General features: G+C 71.4%; 15 protein-coding genes. 7 read left to right on the top strand and 8 right to left on the bottom strand.

The window, feature by feature from the left end; all coding sequences use genetic code 11:
- The first annotated feature begins 133 nt into the window (after window positions 1-133).
- The 3 genes from folB to I3F58_RS14395 are packed head-to-tail and all read left to right on the top strand — an operon-like array spanning window position 134 to window position 1,622.
- A complete protein-coding gene (folB, locus tag I3F58_RS14405; protein WP_240108885.1) occupies window positions 134-493 on the top strand; it encodes a dihydroneopterin aldolase in 360 nt (119 codons plus the stop codon).
- Window positions 490-1,089, top strand: coding sequence for a 2-amino-4-hydroxy-6-hydroxymethyldihydropteridine diphosphokinase (gene folK / locus I3F58_RS14400; RefSeq protein ID WP_240108883.1), 600 nt, complete (start codon window positions 490-492; stop codon window positions 1,087-1,089). Before folB ends, folK begins: the two co-directional genes overlap by 4 nt.
- A gap of 47 nt (window positions 1,090-1,136) precedes the next feature.
- Window positions 1,137-1,622 (top strand): DUF3180 domain-containing protein, encoded by a 486-nt coding sequence (locus I3F58_RS14395; protein WP_240108882.1) that lies wholly within the window; start codon window positions 1,137-1,139, stop codon window positions 1,620-1,622.
- Window positions 1,623-1,810: 188 nt separating this feature from the next.
- On the opposite strand, the gene folE is transcribed toward I3F58_RS14395, so the two are convergent.
- The 6 genes from folE to dacB all read right to left on the bottom strand — a co-directional run bounded on the left by folE (window position 1,811) and on the right by dacB (window position 9,379).
- Window positions 1,811-2,416 carry a GTP cyclohydrolase I FolE gene (gene folE, locus I3F58_RS14390; RefSeq protein WP_240108881.1) on the bottom strand — a complete coding sequence of 202 codons (606 nt, stop codon included), beginning with the start codon at window positions 2,414-2,416 and terminating at the stop codon, window positions 1,811-1,813.
- Window positions 2,417-2,550: 134 nt separating this feature from the next.
- Window positions 2,551-4,590: an ATP-dependent zinc metalloprotease FtsH gene (gene ftsH, locus I3F58_RS14385; protein WP_240108879.1), complete on the bottom strand. Its 2,040-nt coding sequence runs from the start codon at window positions 4,588-4,590 to the stop codon at window positions 2,551-2,553.
- A 240-nt stretch (window positions 4,591-4,830) separates the two neighbouring features.
- Window positions 4,831-5,370, bottom strand: a complete 540-nt coding sequence (hpt, locus tag I3F58_RS14380; RefSeq protein WP_240108968.1) for a hypoxanthine phosphoribosyltransferase — start codon at window positions 5,368-5,370, stop codon at window positions 4,831-4,833.
- Between the two features lie 52 nt (window positions 5,371-5,422).
- A complete protein-coding gene (tilS, locus tag I3F58_RS14375; RefSeq protein WP_240108877.1) occupies window positions 5,423-6,445 on the bottom strand; it encodes a tRNA lysidine(34) synthetase TilS in 1,023 nt (340 codons plus the stop codon).
- 239 nt (window positions 6,446-6,684) lie between these two features.
- Complete coding sequence (locus I3F58_RS14370; RefSeq protein ID WP_240108876.1) at window positions 6,685-7,821, bottom strand: zinc-dependent metalloprotease; 1,137 nt, start codon at window positions 7,819-7,821, stop codon at window positions 6,685-6,687.
- A gap of 106 nt (window positions 7,822-7,927) precedes the next feature.
- Window positions 7,928-9,379: a D-alanyl-D-alanine carboxypeptidase/D-alanyl-D-alanine-endopeptidase gene (gene dacB / locus I3F58_RS14365; protein WP_240108874.1), complete on the bottom strand. Its 1,452-nt coding sequence runs from the start codon at window positions 9,377-9,379 to the stop codon at window positions 7,928-7,930.
- 144 nt (window positions 9,380-9,523) lie between these two features.
- On the opposite strand from dacB, the gene I3F58_RS14360 reads away from it, so the two are divergent.
- From I3F58_RS14360 to I3F58_RS14345, 4 genes are all read left to right on the top strand, one after another.
- Window positions 9,524-10,018 (top strand): inorganic diphosphatase, encoded by a 495-nt coding sequence (locus I3F58_RS14360; protein WP_240108872.1) that lies wholly within the window; start codon window positions 9,524-9,526, stop codon window positions 10,016-10,018.
- A 161-nt stretch (window positions 10,019-10,179) separates the two neighbouring features.
- Window positions 10,180-11,841 carry a threonine/serine exporter ThrE family protein gene (locus I3F58_RS14355; protein WP_374207970.1) on the top strand — a complete coding sequence of 554 codons (1,662 nt, stop codon included), beginning with the start codon at window positions 10,180-10,182 and terminating at the stop codon, window positions 11,839-11,841.
- A 99-nt stretch (window positions 11,842-11,940) separates the two neighbouring features.
- Window positions 11,941-12,936 (top strand): DUF368 domain-containing protein, encoded by a 996-nt coding sequence (locus I3F58_RS14350; protein WP_240108869.1) that lies wholly within the window; start codon window positions 11,941-11,943, stop codon window positions 12,934-12,936.
- Window positions 12,937-13,928: 992 nt separating this feature from the next.
- A complete protein-coding gene (locus tag I3F58_RS14345) occupies window positions 13,929-14,933 on the top strand; it encodes an alpha/beta hydrolase family protein (RefSeq protein WP_240108867.1) in 1,005 nt (334 codons plus the stop codon).
- Window positions 14,934-15,241: 308 nt separating this feature from the next.
- Here I3F58_RS14345 and I3F58_RS14340 read toward each other — a convergent pair whose 3' ends face one another.
- On the bottom strand, window positions 15,242-15,883 hold the full coding sequence (locus tag I3F58_RS14340) for a PadR family transcriptional regulator (RefSeq protein ID WP_240108866.1): 642 nt from the start codon (window positions 15,881-15,883) through the stop codon (window positions 15,242-15,244).
- A gap of 65 nt (window positions 15,884-15,948) precedes the next feature.
- Window positions 15,949-16,461 carry a DinB family protein gene (locus I3F58_RS14335; RefSeq protein ID WP_240108864.1) on the bottom strand — a complete coding sequence of 171 codons (513 nt, stop codon included), beginning with the start codon at window positions 16,459-16,461 and terminating at the stop codon, window positions 15,949-15,951.
- Window positions 16,462-16,501 lie beyond the last annotated feature (40 nt).

The following is a 16,501-nucleotide window of genomic DNA, read 5'->3' as shown; positions in this document are numbered from 1 at the left end:
AGGCCGTGAGGGACCGCGAGGCGGCCCCGTGCGCGGGCCGTGTCAGTGCTCGCAGGTAGATTCGACGGGCGACAACCGGACCGACCGCACCCGGCCGGGTGTCGCCCCACCTACGACAGCAGGAGTGATTCGCGTGGATCGTGTCGCGCTGCGCGGCCTGAAGGCCCGCGGGCACCACGGTGTCTACCCCCGTGAGCGGGAAGAGGGCCAGACGTTCATCGTGGACCTGGTGCTGGGCCTCGACACCCGGCCCGCCGCCGCCGACGACGACCTGGCGAAGACGGTGCACTACGGCATCGTCGCAGAGGAGGTCGTCGACGTGGTCCAGGGCGAGCCGGTCGACCTGATCGAGACGCTCGCCGAGCGCATCGCCCAGCAGTGCCTGAAGCACGACGGCGTGCAGGAGGTGGAAGTGTGCGTCCACAAGCCGGACGCCCCGATCACCGTCCCGTTCGACGACGTGACCGTCACGATCACCCGGAGCCGCGTATGAACCGCACGCCCAGCGACCCGACGGTCCAGCCCGTACCCGCCTCCGTCACGGCGCAGGTCGACGCGGCCGACAGCACCCTGTCCAACCCCCGCCGGGCGGTCCTGTCCCTCGGCGGCAACCTCGGCAACCGGCTGGAGAACCTCCAGGGCGCCATCGACGCCCTGGAGGACACACCCGGGCTCCGCGTGAAGGCCGTGTCGCCGGTGTACGAGACGGAGCCCTGGGGCGTCGAGCCGGGCTCCCAGCCCTCGTACCTGAACGCGGTCGTGATCGTGAAGACGACGCTCCCCCCGTCGAGCCTGCTGGAGCGGGCGCAGGCGGTGGAGGAGGCGTTCGACCGGGTCCGCGAGGAGCGGTGGGGTGCCCGCACCCTGGACGTCGACATCGTGGCGTACGCGGACAGGGTCTCCGACGACCCGGTGCTCACCCTGCCGCACCCGCGCGCCCACGAGCGGGCGTTCGTGCTGCGGCCCTGGCTGGACGTGGAGCCGGACGCGACACTGCCGGGCGCCGGCCGGGTCGCGGACCTGCTGGCCGCGGTGGGCGAGGCGGGCGTGACCCCGCGCGCCGACCTGGAACTCCGTCTGCCCGACTGACCGTTGTCCGTACGGCACCTACCGCTCCGAGCACGCGAAGGACACCGGTGAAGCAACTGCGGGTCAAGGTACTGATCGGCCTGTTCGTCGTGGCGGGTGTCCTGTCCTGGGCGGGCGCCCGGCTGTGGGACGCGCTCGGCACGCTGCCGAGCGTGCCTCTGGCCGCGCCGATCGTCCTCGCGGTGATCGCCGCCGTCCTCCTGGCGACGGCGCTGTCCCTGCGCTCCCGGCTGAAGGCCCAGCGCGAGCGCCGCCCCGGTGCGAAGGGCGTCGAGCCGATGATGGCGGCCCGCGCGGTCGTCTTCGGCCAGGCCAGTGCCCTGGTGACGGCCGTCGTCAGCGGCATGTACGGCGGTGCGGGCGTCTTCCTGCTGAGCTTCCTGGACGTCCCGGCCCGCCGCGACCAGGCGATCTACGCGGGCCTCGCGGTCCTGGCGGGTGCCGGGGTGGTCGCGGCCGCGCTGTTCCTGGAGCGCGTCTGCAAGCTCCCGGAGGACGAGGAGCCCCCGGGGGCCTCCACGACGACGGCGTAGGGGGCCTCGCCACCCGGACTCGCACGCGACCTGCCCGTTCACCGGTGGGCCAGGGTGCGGGTCGAGGCGACAGCTGTGGAACCTGCCGGTCAGCCCGCAACAGGTACCGGACAGCCCTCTCGGTCAGCGATCGGATCCGCTGGCCGAGAGGGTACGGGGCACCAAGGGCGTACAGCCGTTCTGTCCTGCTATTTCGCCATTATCAGGCTCATCGCCTCGGCGCGCGTCGTGGAGTCCCGCAGCTGCCCGCGGACCGCCGACGTCGTCGTCTTCGCCCCCGGCTTGCGGACGCCCCGCAGCGACATGCACATGTGCTCGGCCTCGATGACCACGATCGCGCCGCGCGCCTCCAGGATCTCCATGAGCGAGTCGGCGATCTGCGTCGTCAGCCGCTCCTGGACCTGCGGGCGCCTGGCGAAGACGTCGACGAGCCGGGCCAGCTTCGACAGACCTGTGATTTTGCCCGTTTCAGCCGGGATGTAGCCAATGTGGGCAATTCCGTGAAACGGGAGAAGATGATGTTCGCAGGTGGCCATCAGCTCGATGTCCTTCACGAGCACCATCTCGTCGTGCCCCAGGTCGAACGTCGTCGTCAGAACGTCCTCGGGCTTCTGCCACAGCCCCGCGAACAGTTCCCGGTACGCCCGCGCCACCCGCGCCGGTGTCTCGCGCAGGCCCTCGCGGTCGGGGTCCTCACCGACCGCGATGAGCAGTTCGCGTACGGCGTTCTCGGCGCGCTTCTCGTCGTAAACGCCGATCGTGCCCTCGCCGTCCAGCGTCACCGGGTCGATCATGTGAGCCTCGTTCCGTCTTGCCTGAAGTACCTGACGTGCGTGAAGTGCAGAAATGCCGCGCCCCCACAGGCTAGAACCTGGGGGGCGCGGCATGCATTCCGGGGCCGGGGGGAGCCGGGCCCGTGGGCGGGAGATCAGACCTCTGGGCGCTCCTCCGGGGCCGGGGCCGGCTCCGGGGCCTTGGTGGTGTCCACCGGGGTGGTGGACGCCGTGGCGGCGGTCGAGGGAGTCGAGCCGTTGGTGAGGGCCAGCTCCTTCGGGGAGAGGACCGGCGGGCGGGTCGACGGCGTACGCCGCGAGGAACCGGTCCAGGCCGGGCGCGACGGACGCTTGACGATCGGGGCGAAGATCTCCGCGATCTCCTCCTTGCCCAGGGTCTCCTTCTCCAGGAGGGCGAGGACCAGGTTGTCGAGGACGTCGCGGTTCTCGACGAGGATCTCCCAGGCCTCGTTGTGGGCGGCCTCGATGAGCTTCTTGACCTCTTCGTCGACCAGCGCGGCGACCTCTTCGGAGTAGTCGCGCTGGTGCGCCATCTCGCGGCCCAGGAAGGGCTCGGTGTTGTCGCCGCCGAACTTGATCGCGCCGAGCCGCTCGGTCATGCCGTACTGGGTGACCATCGCGCGGGCCGTGGTGGTGGCCTTCTCGATGTCGTTGGCGGCGCCGGTGGTCGGGTCGTGGAAGACCAGTTCCTCGGCGGCCCGCCCGCCCAGCATGTAGGCGAGCTGGTCGAGCATCTCGTTGCGGGTGGTCGAGTACTTGTCCTCGTCCGGCAGGACCATCGTGTAGCCGAGGGCGCGGCCCCGGGACAGGATCGTGATCTTGTGGACGGGGTCGGAGTTCGGGGACGCCGCGGCGACCAGGGCGTGTCCGCCCTCGTGGTACGCGGTGATCTTCTTCTCCTTGTCCGACATGATCCGGGTCCGCTTCTGCGGGCCCGCGACCACACGGTCGATCGCCTCGTCCAGCATCTGGTTGTCGATGAGCTTCTTGTCGCTGCGGGCGGTGAGCAGCGCGGCCTCGTTGAGGACGTTGCTCAGGTCCGCGCCGGTGAAGCCCGGGGTGCGGCGGGCGACGGCGTGCAGGTCGACGTCGGGGGCGACCGGCTTGCCCTTCTGGTGGACCTTGAGGATCTCCAGACGGCCCTGCATGTCGGGGCGGTCGACGGCGATCTGCCGGTCGAAGCGCCCGGGGCGCAGCAGGGCGGGGTCGAGGATGTCGGGCCGGTTCGTGGCGGCGATCAGGATGACGCCGCCCTTCACGTCGAAGCCGTCCATCTCGACGAGGAGCTGGTTCAGGGTCTGCTCGCGCTCGTCGTGGCCGCCGCCGAGCCCGGCGCCGCGGTGCCGGCCGACGGCGTCGATCTCGTCGACGAAGACGATCGCTGGTGCGTTGGCCTTGGCCTGCTCGAAGAGGTCGCGGACCCGGGAGGCGCCGACACCGACGAACATCTCGACGAAGTCGGAACCGGAGATCGAGTAGAAGGGGACGCCCGCCTCGCCGGCCACGGCGCGCGCGAGGAGCGTCTTGCCGGTTCCGGGCGGGCCGTACAGCAGGACGCCCTTGGGGATCTTGGCGCCGACGGCCTGGAACTTGGCGGGCTCCTGGAGGAACTCCTTGATCTCGTGGAGTTCCTCGACGGCCTCGTCGGATCCGGCCACGTCCGAGAACGTGGTCTTGGGGGTGTCCTTGGTGATCAGCTTGGCCTTGGACTTCCCGAAGTTCATGACGCGGGAGCCGCCGCCCTGCATCTGGTTCATCAGGAAGAGGAAGACCAGCACGATCAGCACGAACGGCAGCAGCGACAGCAGGACGGAGACGATGGTGCTCTGCTTCGTCGGGGAGACGGTGTAGCCCTTGTCGATCTCACCCGCCTCGAACTTCTGCTGCAGCGTGGCGGCGAGGTCGGATCCCTGCGTGCCGATGTAGCTCGCCTGGATCTTGTCGCTGCCGTCGATCTTCTGGCCGTCCTTGAGGTCGACCTTGATCATCTGTTCGTCGCCGGTGGTCAGCTTGACCTGGTCGACCTGGTTCTTGTCGATCGCCTGGACGACCTTGCCGGTGTCCACCGTCTTGTAGCCACTGCCCGAGCCGACGACCTGCATCAACACGACCACGGCGAGGACGGCCAGCACGATCCACATGACCGGCCCACGGAAGTATCGCTTCACGTCCATCCATACGGAGCGATGCCGCCCCGTCCCTCCTGCCCGTAGGTAAATGCTGCTGTGAGTGCTGCTGTGAGACTAAGCGGTGCCGTCTGGATCAGCACTGGTGTGGGGAATGCTGTTGATTGGCTGTGCTTCGGACGGTACCCCAGCATCGCCGACCGTGGCCGCCTTCCCCTCCTCCAACGGCGGGAAGGCGGCCAGGGTTCCCGGGCCGCCGTGGGCATGTCCACCGGATCAGCCGCCGGATCAGCCGCCGTAGACGTGCGGGGCGAGCGTCCCGACGAACGGCAGGTTCCGGTACTTCTCCGCGTAGTCCAGGCCGTAGCCGACGACGAACTCGTTCGGGATGTCGAAGCCGATCCACTTCACGTCGATGGCGACCTTGGCGGCGTCGGGCTTGCGGAGCAGGGTGACGACCTCGAGGGAGGCCGGCTCGCGCGAGCCGAGGTTCGACAGCAGCCAGGACAGGGTCAGCCCCGAGTCGATGATGTCCTCGACGATCAGGACGTGCTTGCCCTTGATGTCGGTGTCCAGGTCCTTGAGGATCCGGACGACACCCGAGGACTGGGTGCCCGCCCCGTACGAGGAGACGGCCATCCAGTCCATGGTGACGGGGGTGGACAGGGCGCGCGCCAGGTCCGCCATCACCATCACGGCGCCTTTGAGGACACCGACGAGGAGCAGGTCCTTGCCCGCGTACTCGGCATCGATCTTGGCGGCCAGCTCGGCCAGCTTCGCGTCGATCTCTTCCTTGGTGATGAGCACCGACGCGAGGTCGGCGCCCATGTCGTTCTGGTTCACCCGGGTCACTTTCGTTGCGGCCTGCGGCGGCCTTCGGTCAGCCTTGCCGGATGACCAGTCTGCCACCCTGCCGCCGCGCGACGACCCGGCCGGGCAGATTGATGGCTCCCTGCCCGCGCCAACTCGTGATCAGCCGGTCGAGTTCCTCGATGTGCCGGGCGAACAGCGAACCGGCGGGCGCGCCCTCCGCGATGGCGGCGCGGCGCAGGACCCGGCGGCGCACGGCGGGCGGCAGCGTGTACAGCTTGGCGCACTCCAGCAGCCCGGCGTCGTCCCGTACGGTCGCGTCGGCCTGGGCGGCCCAGGTGTCGAGGGCGTCCGCGTCGTCGCGGCAGAGCTGCGCGGTGCGGGCGAGGGCTTCGACGACACCCTTGCCGAGGGACTTCTCCAGGGCAGGCAGACCCTCGTGGCGCAGCCGGGACCGGGTGTAGGCCGGGTCGGCGTTCATGGGGTCGTCCCAGACGGGCAGGGACTGGACCAGGCACGCCTTGCGGGCGGTCTGCCGGTCGAGCTGCAGGAAGGGGCGGCGGTAGCGGTCGGCGGCGCCGGACACGGCGGCCATGCCGGACAGGGACCGGATGCCGGAGCCGCGGGCGAGGCCGAGCAGTACGGTCTCGGCCTGGTCGTCGCGGGTGTGCCCGAGCAGCACGGCGGCGGCGCCCAGCCGTTCGGCCGCCTCGTCCAGGGCGGCGTAGCGGGCGTCGCGGGCGGCGGCTTCGGGCCCTCCGTCGCGGCCGACGGTGACGGGGATCGCCTCGACCGGGTCGAGCCGCAGGGCGGCGAGCCGGGAGGCGACCTCGGCGGCGCGGAGGTCGGAGCCGGGCTGGAGGCCGTGGTCGATGGTGATGCCGCCGGCGCGGACGGCGAGCTTGCGCGCCTCGAAGGCGAGTGCGGAGGCGAGTGCCATGGAGTCGGCGCCGCCGGAGCAGGCGACCAGCACGAGCGGGGGTTCACCGCCGTCCGCCGCCGCGGTGGTGGTCGTGGAGTGCTCGTTGAGTACGTCGTGGAGTACGCGGCGAACCGCCAAGCGTATCGCCGCGACCGCAGGATGGGGACCCATGTCCGGTGCCCTTCGTGGAAGTTGGGGTGCCTCGGTCGGAGTCTTAACGATCGGAACGGGGGGTTCGGTCACTCAGGTCGTCACTCAGCGTGCGTCAATGGTGACAGAACCCGGTCGTTTCCCGAGGATCGCACGCCTATCCCTCTCCCACGGTCCCTCGGATGGGTGATTGAAGGGCGTCCCTCCGGCCCGACCCGACCGGAATCGTATATTCCGGGTGCCGGACGGGCCCCGACCGTTCAGTCCGCCTTGCGGTGCACCCGCGCGACCCAGTCCTCGGGCCGGGCGATCTCGGCCTTGGTGGGCAGCGTGTTGGGGGAGGTCCACACCCGGTTGAAGCCGTCCATGCCTACCTGGTCCACCACGGACCGCACGAACCGCTCGCCGTCCCGGTACTGCCGGAGTTTGGCGTCCAGGCCGAGCAGCTTGCGCAGCGCCAGGTCGAGCCGGGAGGCGCCTCGCGCACGGCGCTGCTGGAACTTCTCGCGGATCTCGACGACGGACGGCACGACCTGCGGTCCGACGCCGTCCATCACGTAGTCGGCGTGCCCTTCGAGCAGGGACATGACGGCGGTCAGCCGGGCCAGGATCTCCCGCTGCTCGGGCGTCTGGACCAGCTCGACGAGCGAGTGCCCGCCGTCCTCCTCCTCGCCCTCCGGCCGGGCGCCGGAGAATGCCTGCGCGGCCTCGCGCAACCGCTCCAGGACGGTCATCGGGTCGACCTCGGTGGCACCCAGGAACGCCTGGATCTCTCCCTGGAGGTGGTCGCGCAGCCAGGGCACGCCGGTGAACTGGGTGCGGTGGGTCTCCTCGTGGAGGCTGACCCACAGCCGGAAGTCGTGCGGGTCCACGGCCAGCTCGCGCTCCACATGGACGATGTTCGGCGCGACCAGCAGCAGCCGCCCGCCGCCGTTCGGGGCTGCCGGGAGTTCGCCGGTGGCCGGGGCGAAGGTCTCGTACTGGCCCAGGACCCGGGCGGCGAGGAAGGACAGCAGCATGCCCAGCTCGACCCCGGTGACCTTGCCGCCGACCGCGCCGATGACGGCTCCCCCGGGGTTGCCCGACCGGCGCTCGGCCATCTTCTCCAGCAGCGGCTTCAGCAGCTCGCGGAAGCCCGCGACGTTGGCGCGGATCCAGCCCGGCCGGTCGACGACCAGGACGGGGGTGTCCACCCGCTCCTGGTCCTCGGGGATCATGCGCGTGTAGCCCCTGACGTGCTCCTCGGAGGCCTTGGCGTGCCGCCTCAGCTCGGCCACGACCTGGCGGGCCTCGTCCCGGCTCACCTCGGGCCCGGGCCGTACGAGCCGGGTCGCGGTCGCCACCGCGAGGTTCCAGTCGACCATCCCCGAAGCTGCCGCACCACCGATGCTCGTCATGCGTCAACCGTACGTGCTCGGGGCCCCTTCGGTGAGGGCACTGGACGAAGCCGCAGGGAGCCCCTTCACGCGTGTGTGCGGGGCCCGTCGGCCCCCTGAGGGGTACTCAGAGGCCGATGAGCGCGGTGGCCAGCGCGTCCAGGGCGGGCCGGGCGCTCCACGGGGAGGGCGTGTCGGCTGCCAGGAAGGCGAAGGCCAGGACGCGTCCGTCCGGGGTGACGGCGAGGCCCGACAGGGCGTTCACGCCGGTCAGCGTGCCGGTCTTGGCGCGGACCAGCCCGGCGCCCGGCGAGTCGGACCCGTAGCGGGTCTTCAGTGTGCCGGTGAAGCCGCCGACGGGCAGGCCGGTGAGGACGGACCGCAGGGCGGGGCGCTCCGGGTCGGCGGCGCGGGTGAGGACGGTGGTCAGCACCCGCGCGGAGACCCGGTTGCGGCGGTCCAGGCCGCTGCCGTCGTGGAACCGCGCCCCGTCCGGCGGAACGCCGAGTGCGGCCAGCTGTGCACGCAGGGCCCTGCCTGCGCCGTCGAAGGACGCCGGGTGGCCGGTGGCGAGGGCGGTGTGCCGGGCCAGCGCCTCGGCCAGGTCGTTGTCGCTGTACGTGAGGGTGCGCTCGACCAGGGCGGACACGGGCGCGGAGTGGGTGCGGGCCAGTTCCCCGGCGCCCTTGGGGGCCCGGGCCTGCGCGGGCGCGCCGGTGACCCGCACGCCCTGGGCCTTGAGCAGTGCGGCGAACGTGCGGGCGGTGTCACCGGCCGGGTCGGCGGCGCGCGGGGCGGGCCCGGAGACGGACTTGTCGAGCCGCGCCTCGTCGGTCATGAGCGCCGTCACGGGGGCGAGGTTGTCGTTGACGCCGATGGGGTGACGCACCGGACCGGAGTACAGGGACGTGTCGTACGCGAGGGTGACCTTTCGGGGCGCCCCTTCGCCACCGTCATCCGGCTTCTTCCGTGCGGGGAGGGCGCGGGCGGTGTCCTTGGCCAGTGCCTTGAGGCGGGCCCGGGTGAGTGTGGGGTCGCCGCCGCCGACGAGGGTGAGGTGCCCGGGGTGGGCCGGGTCGGCCACCACGGTCGTGGTGAGCCGGTGGTCGGGGCCCAGGGCCGAGAGGGCGGCGGCCGTGGTGACGAGCTTGACGGTGGAGGCGGGGGTCAGCGGGGTCGTGGCGCCGTTGCCGTACAGCTGCCGTCCGGTGGCCGTGTCGACGACGGCGGCCGTGCGGAGCGGGCCCAGGCCGGGGTCCCGCAGCAGCGGGTCCAGCACCCGGGCCGGTCCGGGGGCGGCCTTGCCCGGGGAGACCTGGCCCGAGGGGGCCTTCAGCACGGCGAGTACCTCGGGCGCGCTGGGGGCGGGTGCGGGGGCCGCGGCGGGCGCGGGGCTCGCGTCGGGGGCGTCCGGCTCGTGATGTGCGCCACTGGTGGGGGCGAGTGCGGCGGCGCGGAGCCGCTCGGCCTTACGCTGGCCCCCGTCCCAGGGTCCGGCCAGCCCCGCCGCCGTGGCGGCCAGCACCAGTCCGAGGGCGGTGGAGCCCGCCGCGAGGTGCAGGGCCTTCCGCTCCAGCACGGCTGACCAGCCCCTTTCGCGATCACTTGGTTGCGTGAGGGACACTTAACCACTGACCTGGGCCATGAGCACGACCCGCCGGACATCGCAGTGATCCCGGCGGTCCCTCACCCGACACCGTGTTGATCCTTGGAGGAGCCACCCGTGGAGTTCGACGTCTGCATCGAGATTCCGAAGGGTTCGCGGAACAAGTACGAGGTGGACCACGAGACCGGTCGCATCCGTCTCGACCGCCACCTGTTCACGTCGACGGTCTACCCGGCCGACTACGGCTTCGTCGAGGGCACCCTGGGTGAGGACGGCGACCCGCTGGACGCGCTGGTCATCCTGGACGAGCCGACCTTCCCGGGCGTCCTGGTGAAGTGCCGCGCCGTCGGCATGTTCCGGATGACCGACGAGGCCGGCGGCGACGACAAGCTGCTGTGCGTCCCGGCCGGCGACCCGCGTATGGACCACCTGCGGGACATCCAGCACGTGCCGGAGTTCGACCGCCTGGAGATCCAGCACTTCTTCGAGGTCTACAAGGACCTGGAGCCCGGCAAGTCGGTCGAGGGCGCGGACTGGGTGGGCCGCGCCGAGGCCGAGGCCGAGATCGAGGCCTCCGTCAAGCGCCTGAAGGAGCAGGGCGGGGCTCACTGAGCCACGTTCCAGGACTCTGCGGCGGGCGGCGCACCTGTGAGGTGCGCCGCCCGCTGTTCGTATACGGGACTCGTCGTGCTCATACTGGGCGGACGGGGGCGTGAGGGGATGCGGGGGGCGCACAGGAAGCACACGACAGGAGTAAGGGCAGGGCGCGCGTGGTGGCCGAGCAGCCGCACGGTCCGGAGGAGGACCGCAAACCGCAGTCGGACGAGGCGCACAGCGCCTTCACCCCGCCGGCCGGTGTGGAACCTCCGGGTCTCCCGGAGGAGGACCAGCCGACCTCGGAGTTCGCGGTTCCGGAGGGGTTGGCGACCGAGCCCCCGAACGAGCCCGAGGGCTCGGCCTTCGCTCCGCCGTCCTCGTCCGCCGCCTTCGACACGCGCTTCGCACATCCCGCGTACACGCCCGCGCAGGGCACACGGGCGATGCGGCTCGCGAAGGACGCGCCCTGGCAGGACCACATGCGCACGATGCTGCGGATGCCGGTGCACGAGCGGCCGGTGGCGGAGCCGGTGCTGCGGCAGGAGGAGGGCGAGGGCCCCGCGGTGCCGCGTGTGCTCGACCTGACCCTGCGTATCGGGGAGCTGCTGCTCGCGGGTGGTGAGGGAGCGGAGGACGTCGAGGCGGCGATGTTCGCGATCTGCCGCGCGTACGGGCTGGACCGCTGCGAGCCGACGGTCACGTTCACGCTGCTGGCGGTCACGCACCAGCCGTCGCTGGTGGACGACCCGGTGACGGTGAGCCGGACGGTGCGGCGGCGCGGCACGGACTACACCCGGCTGACCGCGGTGTACCAGCTGATCGCCGACATCAACGCGGACGACTCCGAGGTGACGCTGGAGGAGGCGTACCGGCGGCTGGCACTGATCCGCCGGAACCGGCACCCGTATCCGGGCTGGGCGCTGACGCTGGCGGCGGGTGGCCTGGCCGGAGCGGCGTCGGTGCTGCTGGGCGGTGGCGTGGCGGTGTTCCTGATCGCGGCGGCCGGGGCGATGCTGGGCGACCGGCTGGCGTGGCTGGCGGCGGGGCGCGGGCTGCCCGAGTTCTACCAGTTCGTGCTGGCTGCGGTGCCGCCGGCGGCGCTGGGGGTGACGGTGAGCCTGCTGCATGCGGGGCTGCGGCCGTCGGCGGTGATCACCGGCGGGCTGTTCGCGCTGATCCCGGGGCGGGCGCTGGTGGCGTCCGTGCAGGACGGGCTGACGGGCTTCTACATCACGGCGTCGGCGCGGCTGCTGGAGGTCGGGTACCTGTTCGTGGCGATCGTGGTGGGCGTGCTGACCGCGCTGTACATGGGTGTGCAGCTCGGCGCGAAGCTGAACCCGGAGGGTTCGGTCGAGCTGGTGGAGCGGCCCCTGACGCAGATCGCGGCGGCGATGGTGCTGTCGCTGTGCTTCGCGATCCTGCTCCAGCAGGAGCGGACCACGGTGCTGTTCGCGGTGTGCAACGGCGCCGTGGCGTGGGTGGTGTTCGCGGCGATCACCTTCACGGCGGAGGGCTCGGCGGTGATGGCGACGGCGCTCGCGGCCGGGCTGGTGGGTCTCTTCGGGCAGCTGATGGCCCGCTACCAGCACACCTCGTCCCTGGTGTACGTGACGGCGGCGATCGGTCCGCTGCTGCCGGGTTCGGCGATGTACTACGGCGTGCTGGCCATCGCGCAGAGCAGGATGGACGCGGGCTTCACCTCGCTGGCGCGGGCTGCGGCGCTGGCTCTGGCCATCGCGATCGGGGTGAACCTGGGAGGCGAGCTGGCCCGCATGTTCATCCGTGCCCCGGGGTCGGCGGCGTCGCGCCGCGCGGCGAAGCGGACGAGGGGCTTCTGACGGGGCGTGGCTGCGGGCGGGCGCCCCACAGGGATCCGACAGGAGCACCCCATAGGATGATTGCTCACTTCGAACCCGCACTCTCAGAAACGGGAGACCATGCCCAAGCCGGCCGGCCCCCAGTTCTTCAATGTGTTCCGTGGTGCCCTGATCGGGACCGCCGAGGCCGTGCCCGGGATCAGCGGCGGCACGGTCGCCCTGATCACGGGCGTGTACGAGAAGCTCATCGGCGGCGCGGGCCATCTGACGAGCGCCGCTCGGCTGGCCGTGGCAGACCTGCCGCGCGGCCGGGGCGGGAGCCGGGCCGCCGCCGAGGTGCGGAAGGTCGACTGGGGCGTCCTCGTGCCCCTGCTCATCGGCATGGGCGCGGCTCTGGTACTGGCCGCGAAGCTGCTCTCCCCCGTCATCAAGGAGGAGCCGCAGTTCGCGTACGCGGTGTTCTTCGGTCTGGTGCTGGCGTCGCTGTGGGTGCCGTACTCCAGCTCGGGGCAGCGGTGGAGGCCGCTGCACTACGTGCTGGGGCTCGCGGTCGCGGCCGGAAGCTTCGTGCTGACGGGGCTGCCGCCCGCCCATGTGCCGACCAACCCGGTGATCGTGATGGCCTCCGGGGCGCTGGCGATCTGCGCCCTGGTCCTGCCCGGGGTGTCCGGGTCGTTCATCCTGCTGACGCTGGGCCTGTACGAGCCGACGATCGACGCCGTGAACGAGCGGGACTTCCTCTACCTGGGATCCTTCGCGCTGGGCTGCGTCTTCGGGCTCGCGCTGTTCGTGAAGCTGCTGAAGTGGCTGCTGGAGAACTACCACCACATCACGCTGGTCGTGATGACCGGGCTCATGGCGGGGTCGCTGCGGGCCCTGTGGCCGTGGCAGGACGAGGAGCGGACGCTGCTCGCGCCGAGCGGTGAGGTGGGGCTGACGTTCGCGCTGGCGGCGGTGGGCGCGCTGGTCGTGGTCGCCGTACTGGTGGTGGAGCACCGGGCGAAGGCGCGGCGTGAGGCCGACGCGCCGACCGCACGCCGCGGGCGGCACGCACGTGTGCCCGCGCCGGATGCGGGCCAGCCGGGCCACACCGCCGACCCGGCGCGCAGGGGCTAGCGGGGATCCGGGGCGCTGCTGCGACCTGGGCCGTCGTCCGAGGCTTCGTGAAGCAGGAGGCGCAGCACTCCTCGCTGATCAGGGGCACGATCTTGTCGAGGTCGGTGATGCACCCCCAGAGATGAGCGATACCGCTGTCGTCGAGTCCGCCGTTCAGCTCCCTCTGCACGAGGCCGGCGATGTCGGCGTCCAGGAGGACCGGATCTACGCCGTCGGATTCCACGCCGCGGAAACCGTCGGGGAACGGTACGCGCAGGTGGTCCTCCCACAGCCGGGCGAGTCCGTCTCCGGGCTGTGCTCTGCCCACGTCGGGGCCGCCGTCCCTGCCGCAGACGGTGGGCGAGGGAGCAGGGAGACCGCATCGACGACGGCACGCACCACTGCGACGGCCCGGACCGGGCGGAGGGCGGCACCTGACTCGGCGCCCTGCGTGAGGGGGTCACGGAGCAGTCGGCTGCCTCGAGTTCGGCGGCGAGTCCAGCCGTGACGAGCCCTGCGTCGGTGGCCCGCTCGATCAGGTTCTGGAGCGGTTCGTTCATGGCCGGACGCTCGGCAAGGACGTGCTCCAGGGCGAAGAGGGAATGCGTGGCGGCGACGGTGGCCGCCTCGTACCGGTAGCAGGCGTGCCGGATGAGCTCGCGGGAGGTTTCCAGCGCGCTCATGACGTACATCGACGCATCGCCGGGCAGAACCAGGCCGGCGACCAGGGTGTGCATGTCCGCACAGCCGAGAACGAGGTCGCGGGCGCACGGGTCCCGTACCGGCTGGAGGAGCCGGCCGGTCGGCGGTGACCGGTGCAGTCCTGTCGTCGGAAGGCTGTCGGTGCCATGGGATGTGCTCGGGGCGGCTGGTGACCCGCTGCGCATGTCGCCACTGCCCGGTCCGGCCTTGAAGAACAAGCTCAGAGGCTGTTTCTGATCCCCTTGGCACCACGCGGCCGCCCACAGAAGGGGCGGGTCAAGGCGGCAGCGCCGTGGGCCGATAACCGGTACATGTCGCACGCACGCACACGCCGTACCGCTCTCACGACCGGGCTTCTGCTGGGCGCGGGAACTCTTCTTGGCGCCGCCGCCCCGACCGGCACCGCCGGCGGAGTCCTTACCGAACACCGCCTGAGCGACCGGCTGGTCGAGCTGACCATGGACTCCGCCGCTCTCGGCGGCCGGAGCACGGTGGCTCTGCTCACACCGCGCGGCTGGGACCGGCGCAGCCCCCGTGACCGCTGGCCCACTCTCTATCTGTTCGCGGGCGGAGACGGCGACCACACAACCTGGACAAGCCTGTTCAAGGTGCAGGACCTGGCAGAGCTGCGTGATGTCCTGGTGGTGATGCCGGGCATGCCGCTCTTCGGCTTCTGGACCGACTGGTGGAATTACGGCGAAGGAGGCTCCCCCCAGGTACGTACCTATTTCCTCCGTGAAGTCGTTCCTCTGGTGGAGCGGAACTACGGCGCCGGGCCCAGCAGGGCGGCGGCCGGCGAGTCCCAGGGCGGATTCGGTGCCCTGGGACTGGCCGCTCGTGTCACGGGACTGTTCGGCGCCGTCGCCGCTTTCGGGGCACCCGTGCACCCGGTCCGGCACCCGGAGATGTGGCTCTCCGGCGCGAAGTTCGTCGGCGTGGACGGCTACGCGATCTTCGGTGACCCGTGGGAGCAGTGGAAGACCTGGCTCGACTGGGATCCGTACCATCACGCCCGGGGGCTACGTCACACCCCCGTCTACCTCGCCTCCGGTGACGGGACGCCCGGTCCGCTCGACGGCGACGAGCCCGATCCCCACATCCCCGGCACCGAGAAATGGGTCGCGCTCGCCGACGACGGAGTCGTATCCGTCACCGAAGCCGTATGCGGTGAGGAGACACGGATGCTCCGCGACCGTCTCACGTCCCTGGGCGCACCCGTAACCACCCACATCTATCCAGGTGGGCACAGCGGCACCTACGGCCACAGGGAACTGCGCCACGCCCTGCCGATGCTGACGGCGGCGCTACGCCGGTGACGCCCGGCGACAGGAGGAGCAACGGCGTGTCCCCGCCGGGGCCGCATCCGGCGGCCGGTCGACCATGGGGATCCGGCCCGAAGAGGAAGAGGCCAGGGGTTTCTCAACCCAGAAGGTGACCTGAGCCGCTTGCTGGCGCACCTCACGCTCGTCGTCTTCCCTGGACTGGTTGAGCTGGTCCTTCGCGGTCTGCCGACTCCAGTAGGACACTGACCGGCCCCGGGGTGTCTCCTGCTCGAAGAGCCCGTGGAGCGGCTGCGGGGTCCGGGGCCGGGCCCCGGTTCCGGGAGGGGGCCCGGGGGGAACCGTCAGTCCTGGTCGCCCGGGTGCGGGACGCCGGTCGCGTACGGGTTCGGCTCGCCCTCCGCGAGGACGCCCACGAACGGCTCTCCCTCCCCCGCGAAGGTGTACGCGCCGGCCTCGATGCGGGAGATCAGCCCGCGCGTCCAGGCCGCGCCCGAGTCCGCCTGGTGGAGCCACAGGTTCATGATCTCCCCGATGTGGCCGAGCTGCTCGGGCCCGCCCTCCGGGATGTAGTCCTCCAGGACCGCCGTACGCCACCGCTGCAGGCTCTCGATGCGCTGCCGCAGCAGCCGGACGGCCTCCTCCCGGGGCAGGTCCACGAGGAAGCCGACTGCGGCCGTGAGGCTGTCGGGACGCTGGTCGTACGCGGTCAGCGCGTTCCGCAGCAGTGTGAAGTACTCGTCCGTGCCCTGCTCGGTGATCTCGTACTCGGTGCGCGGCGGGCCCCCGGCCGTGCTGGGCGCGGTCTCGTGGGCCCGCAGCAGCCCCTGCTTGGCCATCTGCTTGAGCGCGTGGTAGATCGAGCCCGGCTTGGCGTTCGACCACTCGTGGGCGCCCCAGTACTCCAGGTCGTTGCGGACCTGGTAGCCGTGCGCCCGCCCGTGCCGACGCACGGCCCCCAGAACCAGCAGCCGGATCGCAGACATGCCCCTGCCCGTCCCTTCGCACCTTCTCGTCAACTTTGACGAGAGTACGGGCAGGGGCCCTGCCCTCACATCACGGTCCGGCCGTCCAGCGACTCCCGGATGATGTCCGCGTGCCCGGCGTGCCGGGCGAACTCCTCCACCAGGTGCAGCAGCATCCACCGCACGGAGACGACCGCGCCCTTGGGGAACCAGGGCGCCTCGGGCAGCGGGAACGTCTCGTCCAGGCTGGGCAGTGCGCGGACGAACTCCTCCAGTTCCTTGGTGACGCCGTCCCAGAACTCCAGCACCTGCGGGATGGTCTCGCCGTCGGTGAGCGCGAACCCGTTCTCCCTGGACCCTTCCTGCTCGGGGTGCTCGTTGGGCTTCTGCTGGGCCATCCGCAGCCAGCCCAGCTCCACCTCGGACGCGTGCTTCAGCAGCCCGGACAGGGACAGCGCGCTGACCGTGGTGCGCCGGGCCGCCTGCTCCTCGGTGAGCCCCTCCGCCTGCTCACGGAGGGCGGCACGCTGGCCCTCGATGTAGGAGAGGAGGGCGCCGCGCTCGTCGCCGTGCGCCTCAGCGGGAACGAGACCTGCCATGAGTGTCCGCCTTCCGTCGGCCGTGCAGCGCGGCGGGCGT

Source organism: Streptomyces sp. MUM 203J, from assembly GCF_022414595.1.
Classification (GTDB): domain Bacteria; phylum Actinomycetota; class Actinomycetes; order Streptomycetales; family Streptomycetaceae; genus Streptomyces.
Note: the sequence above shows the minus strand (reverse complement) of the source record. Positions and strands in the feature narration are given on the sequence as shown.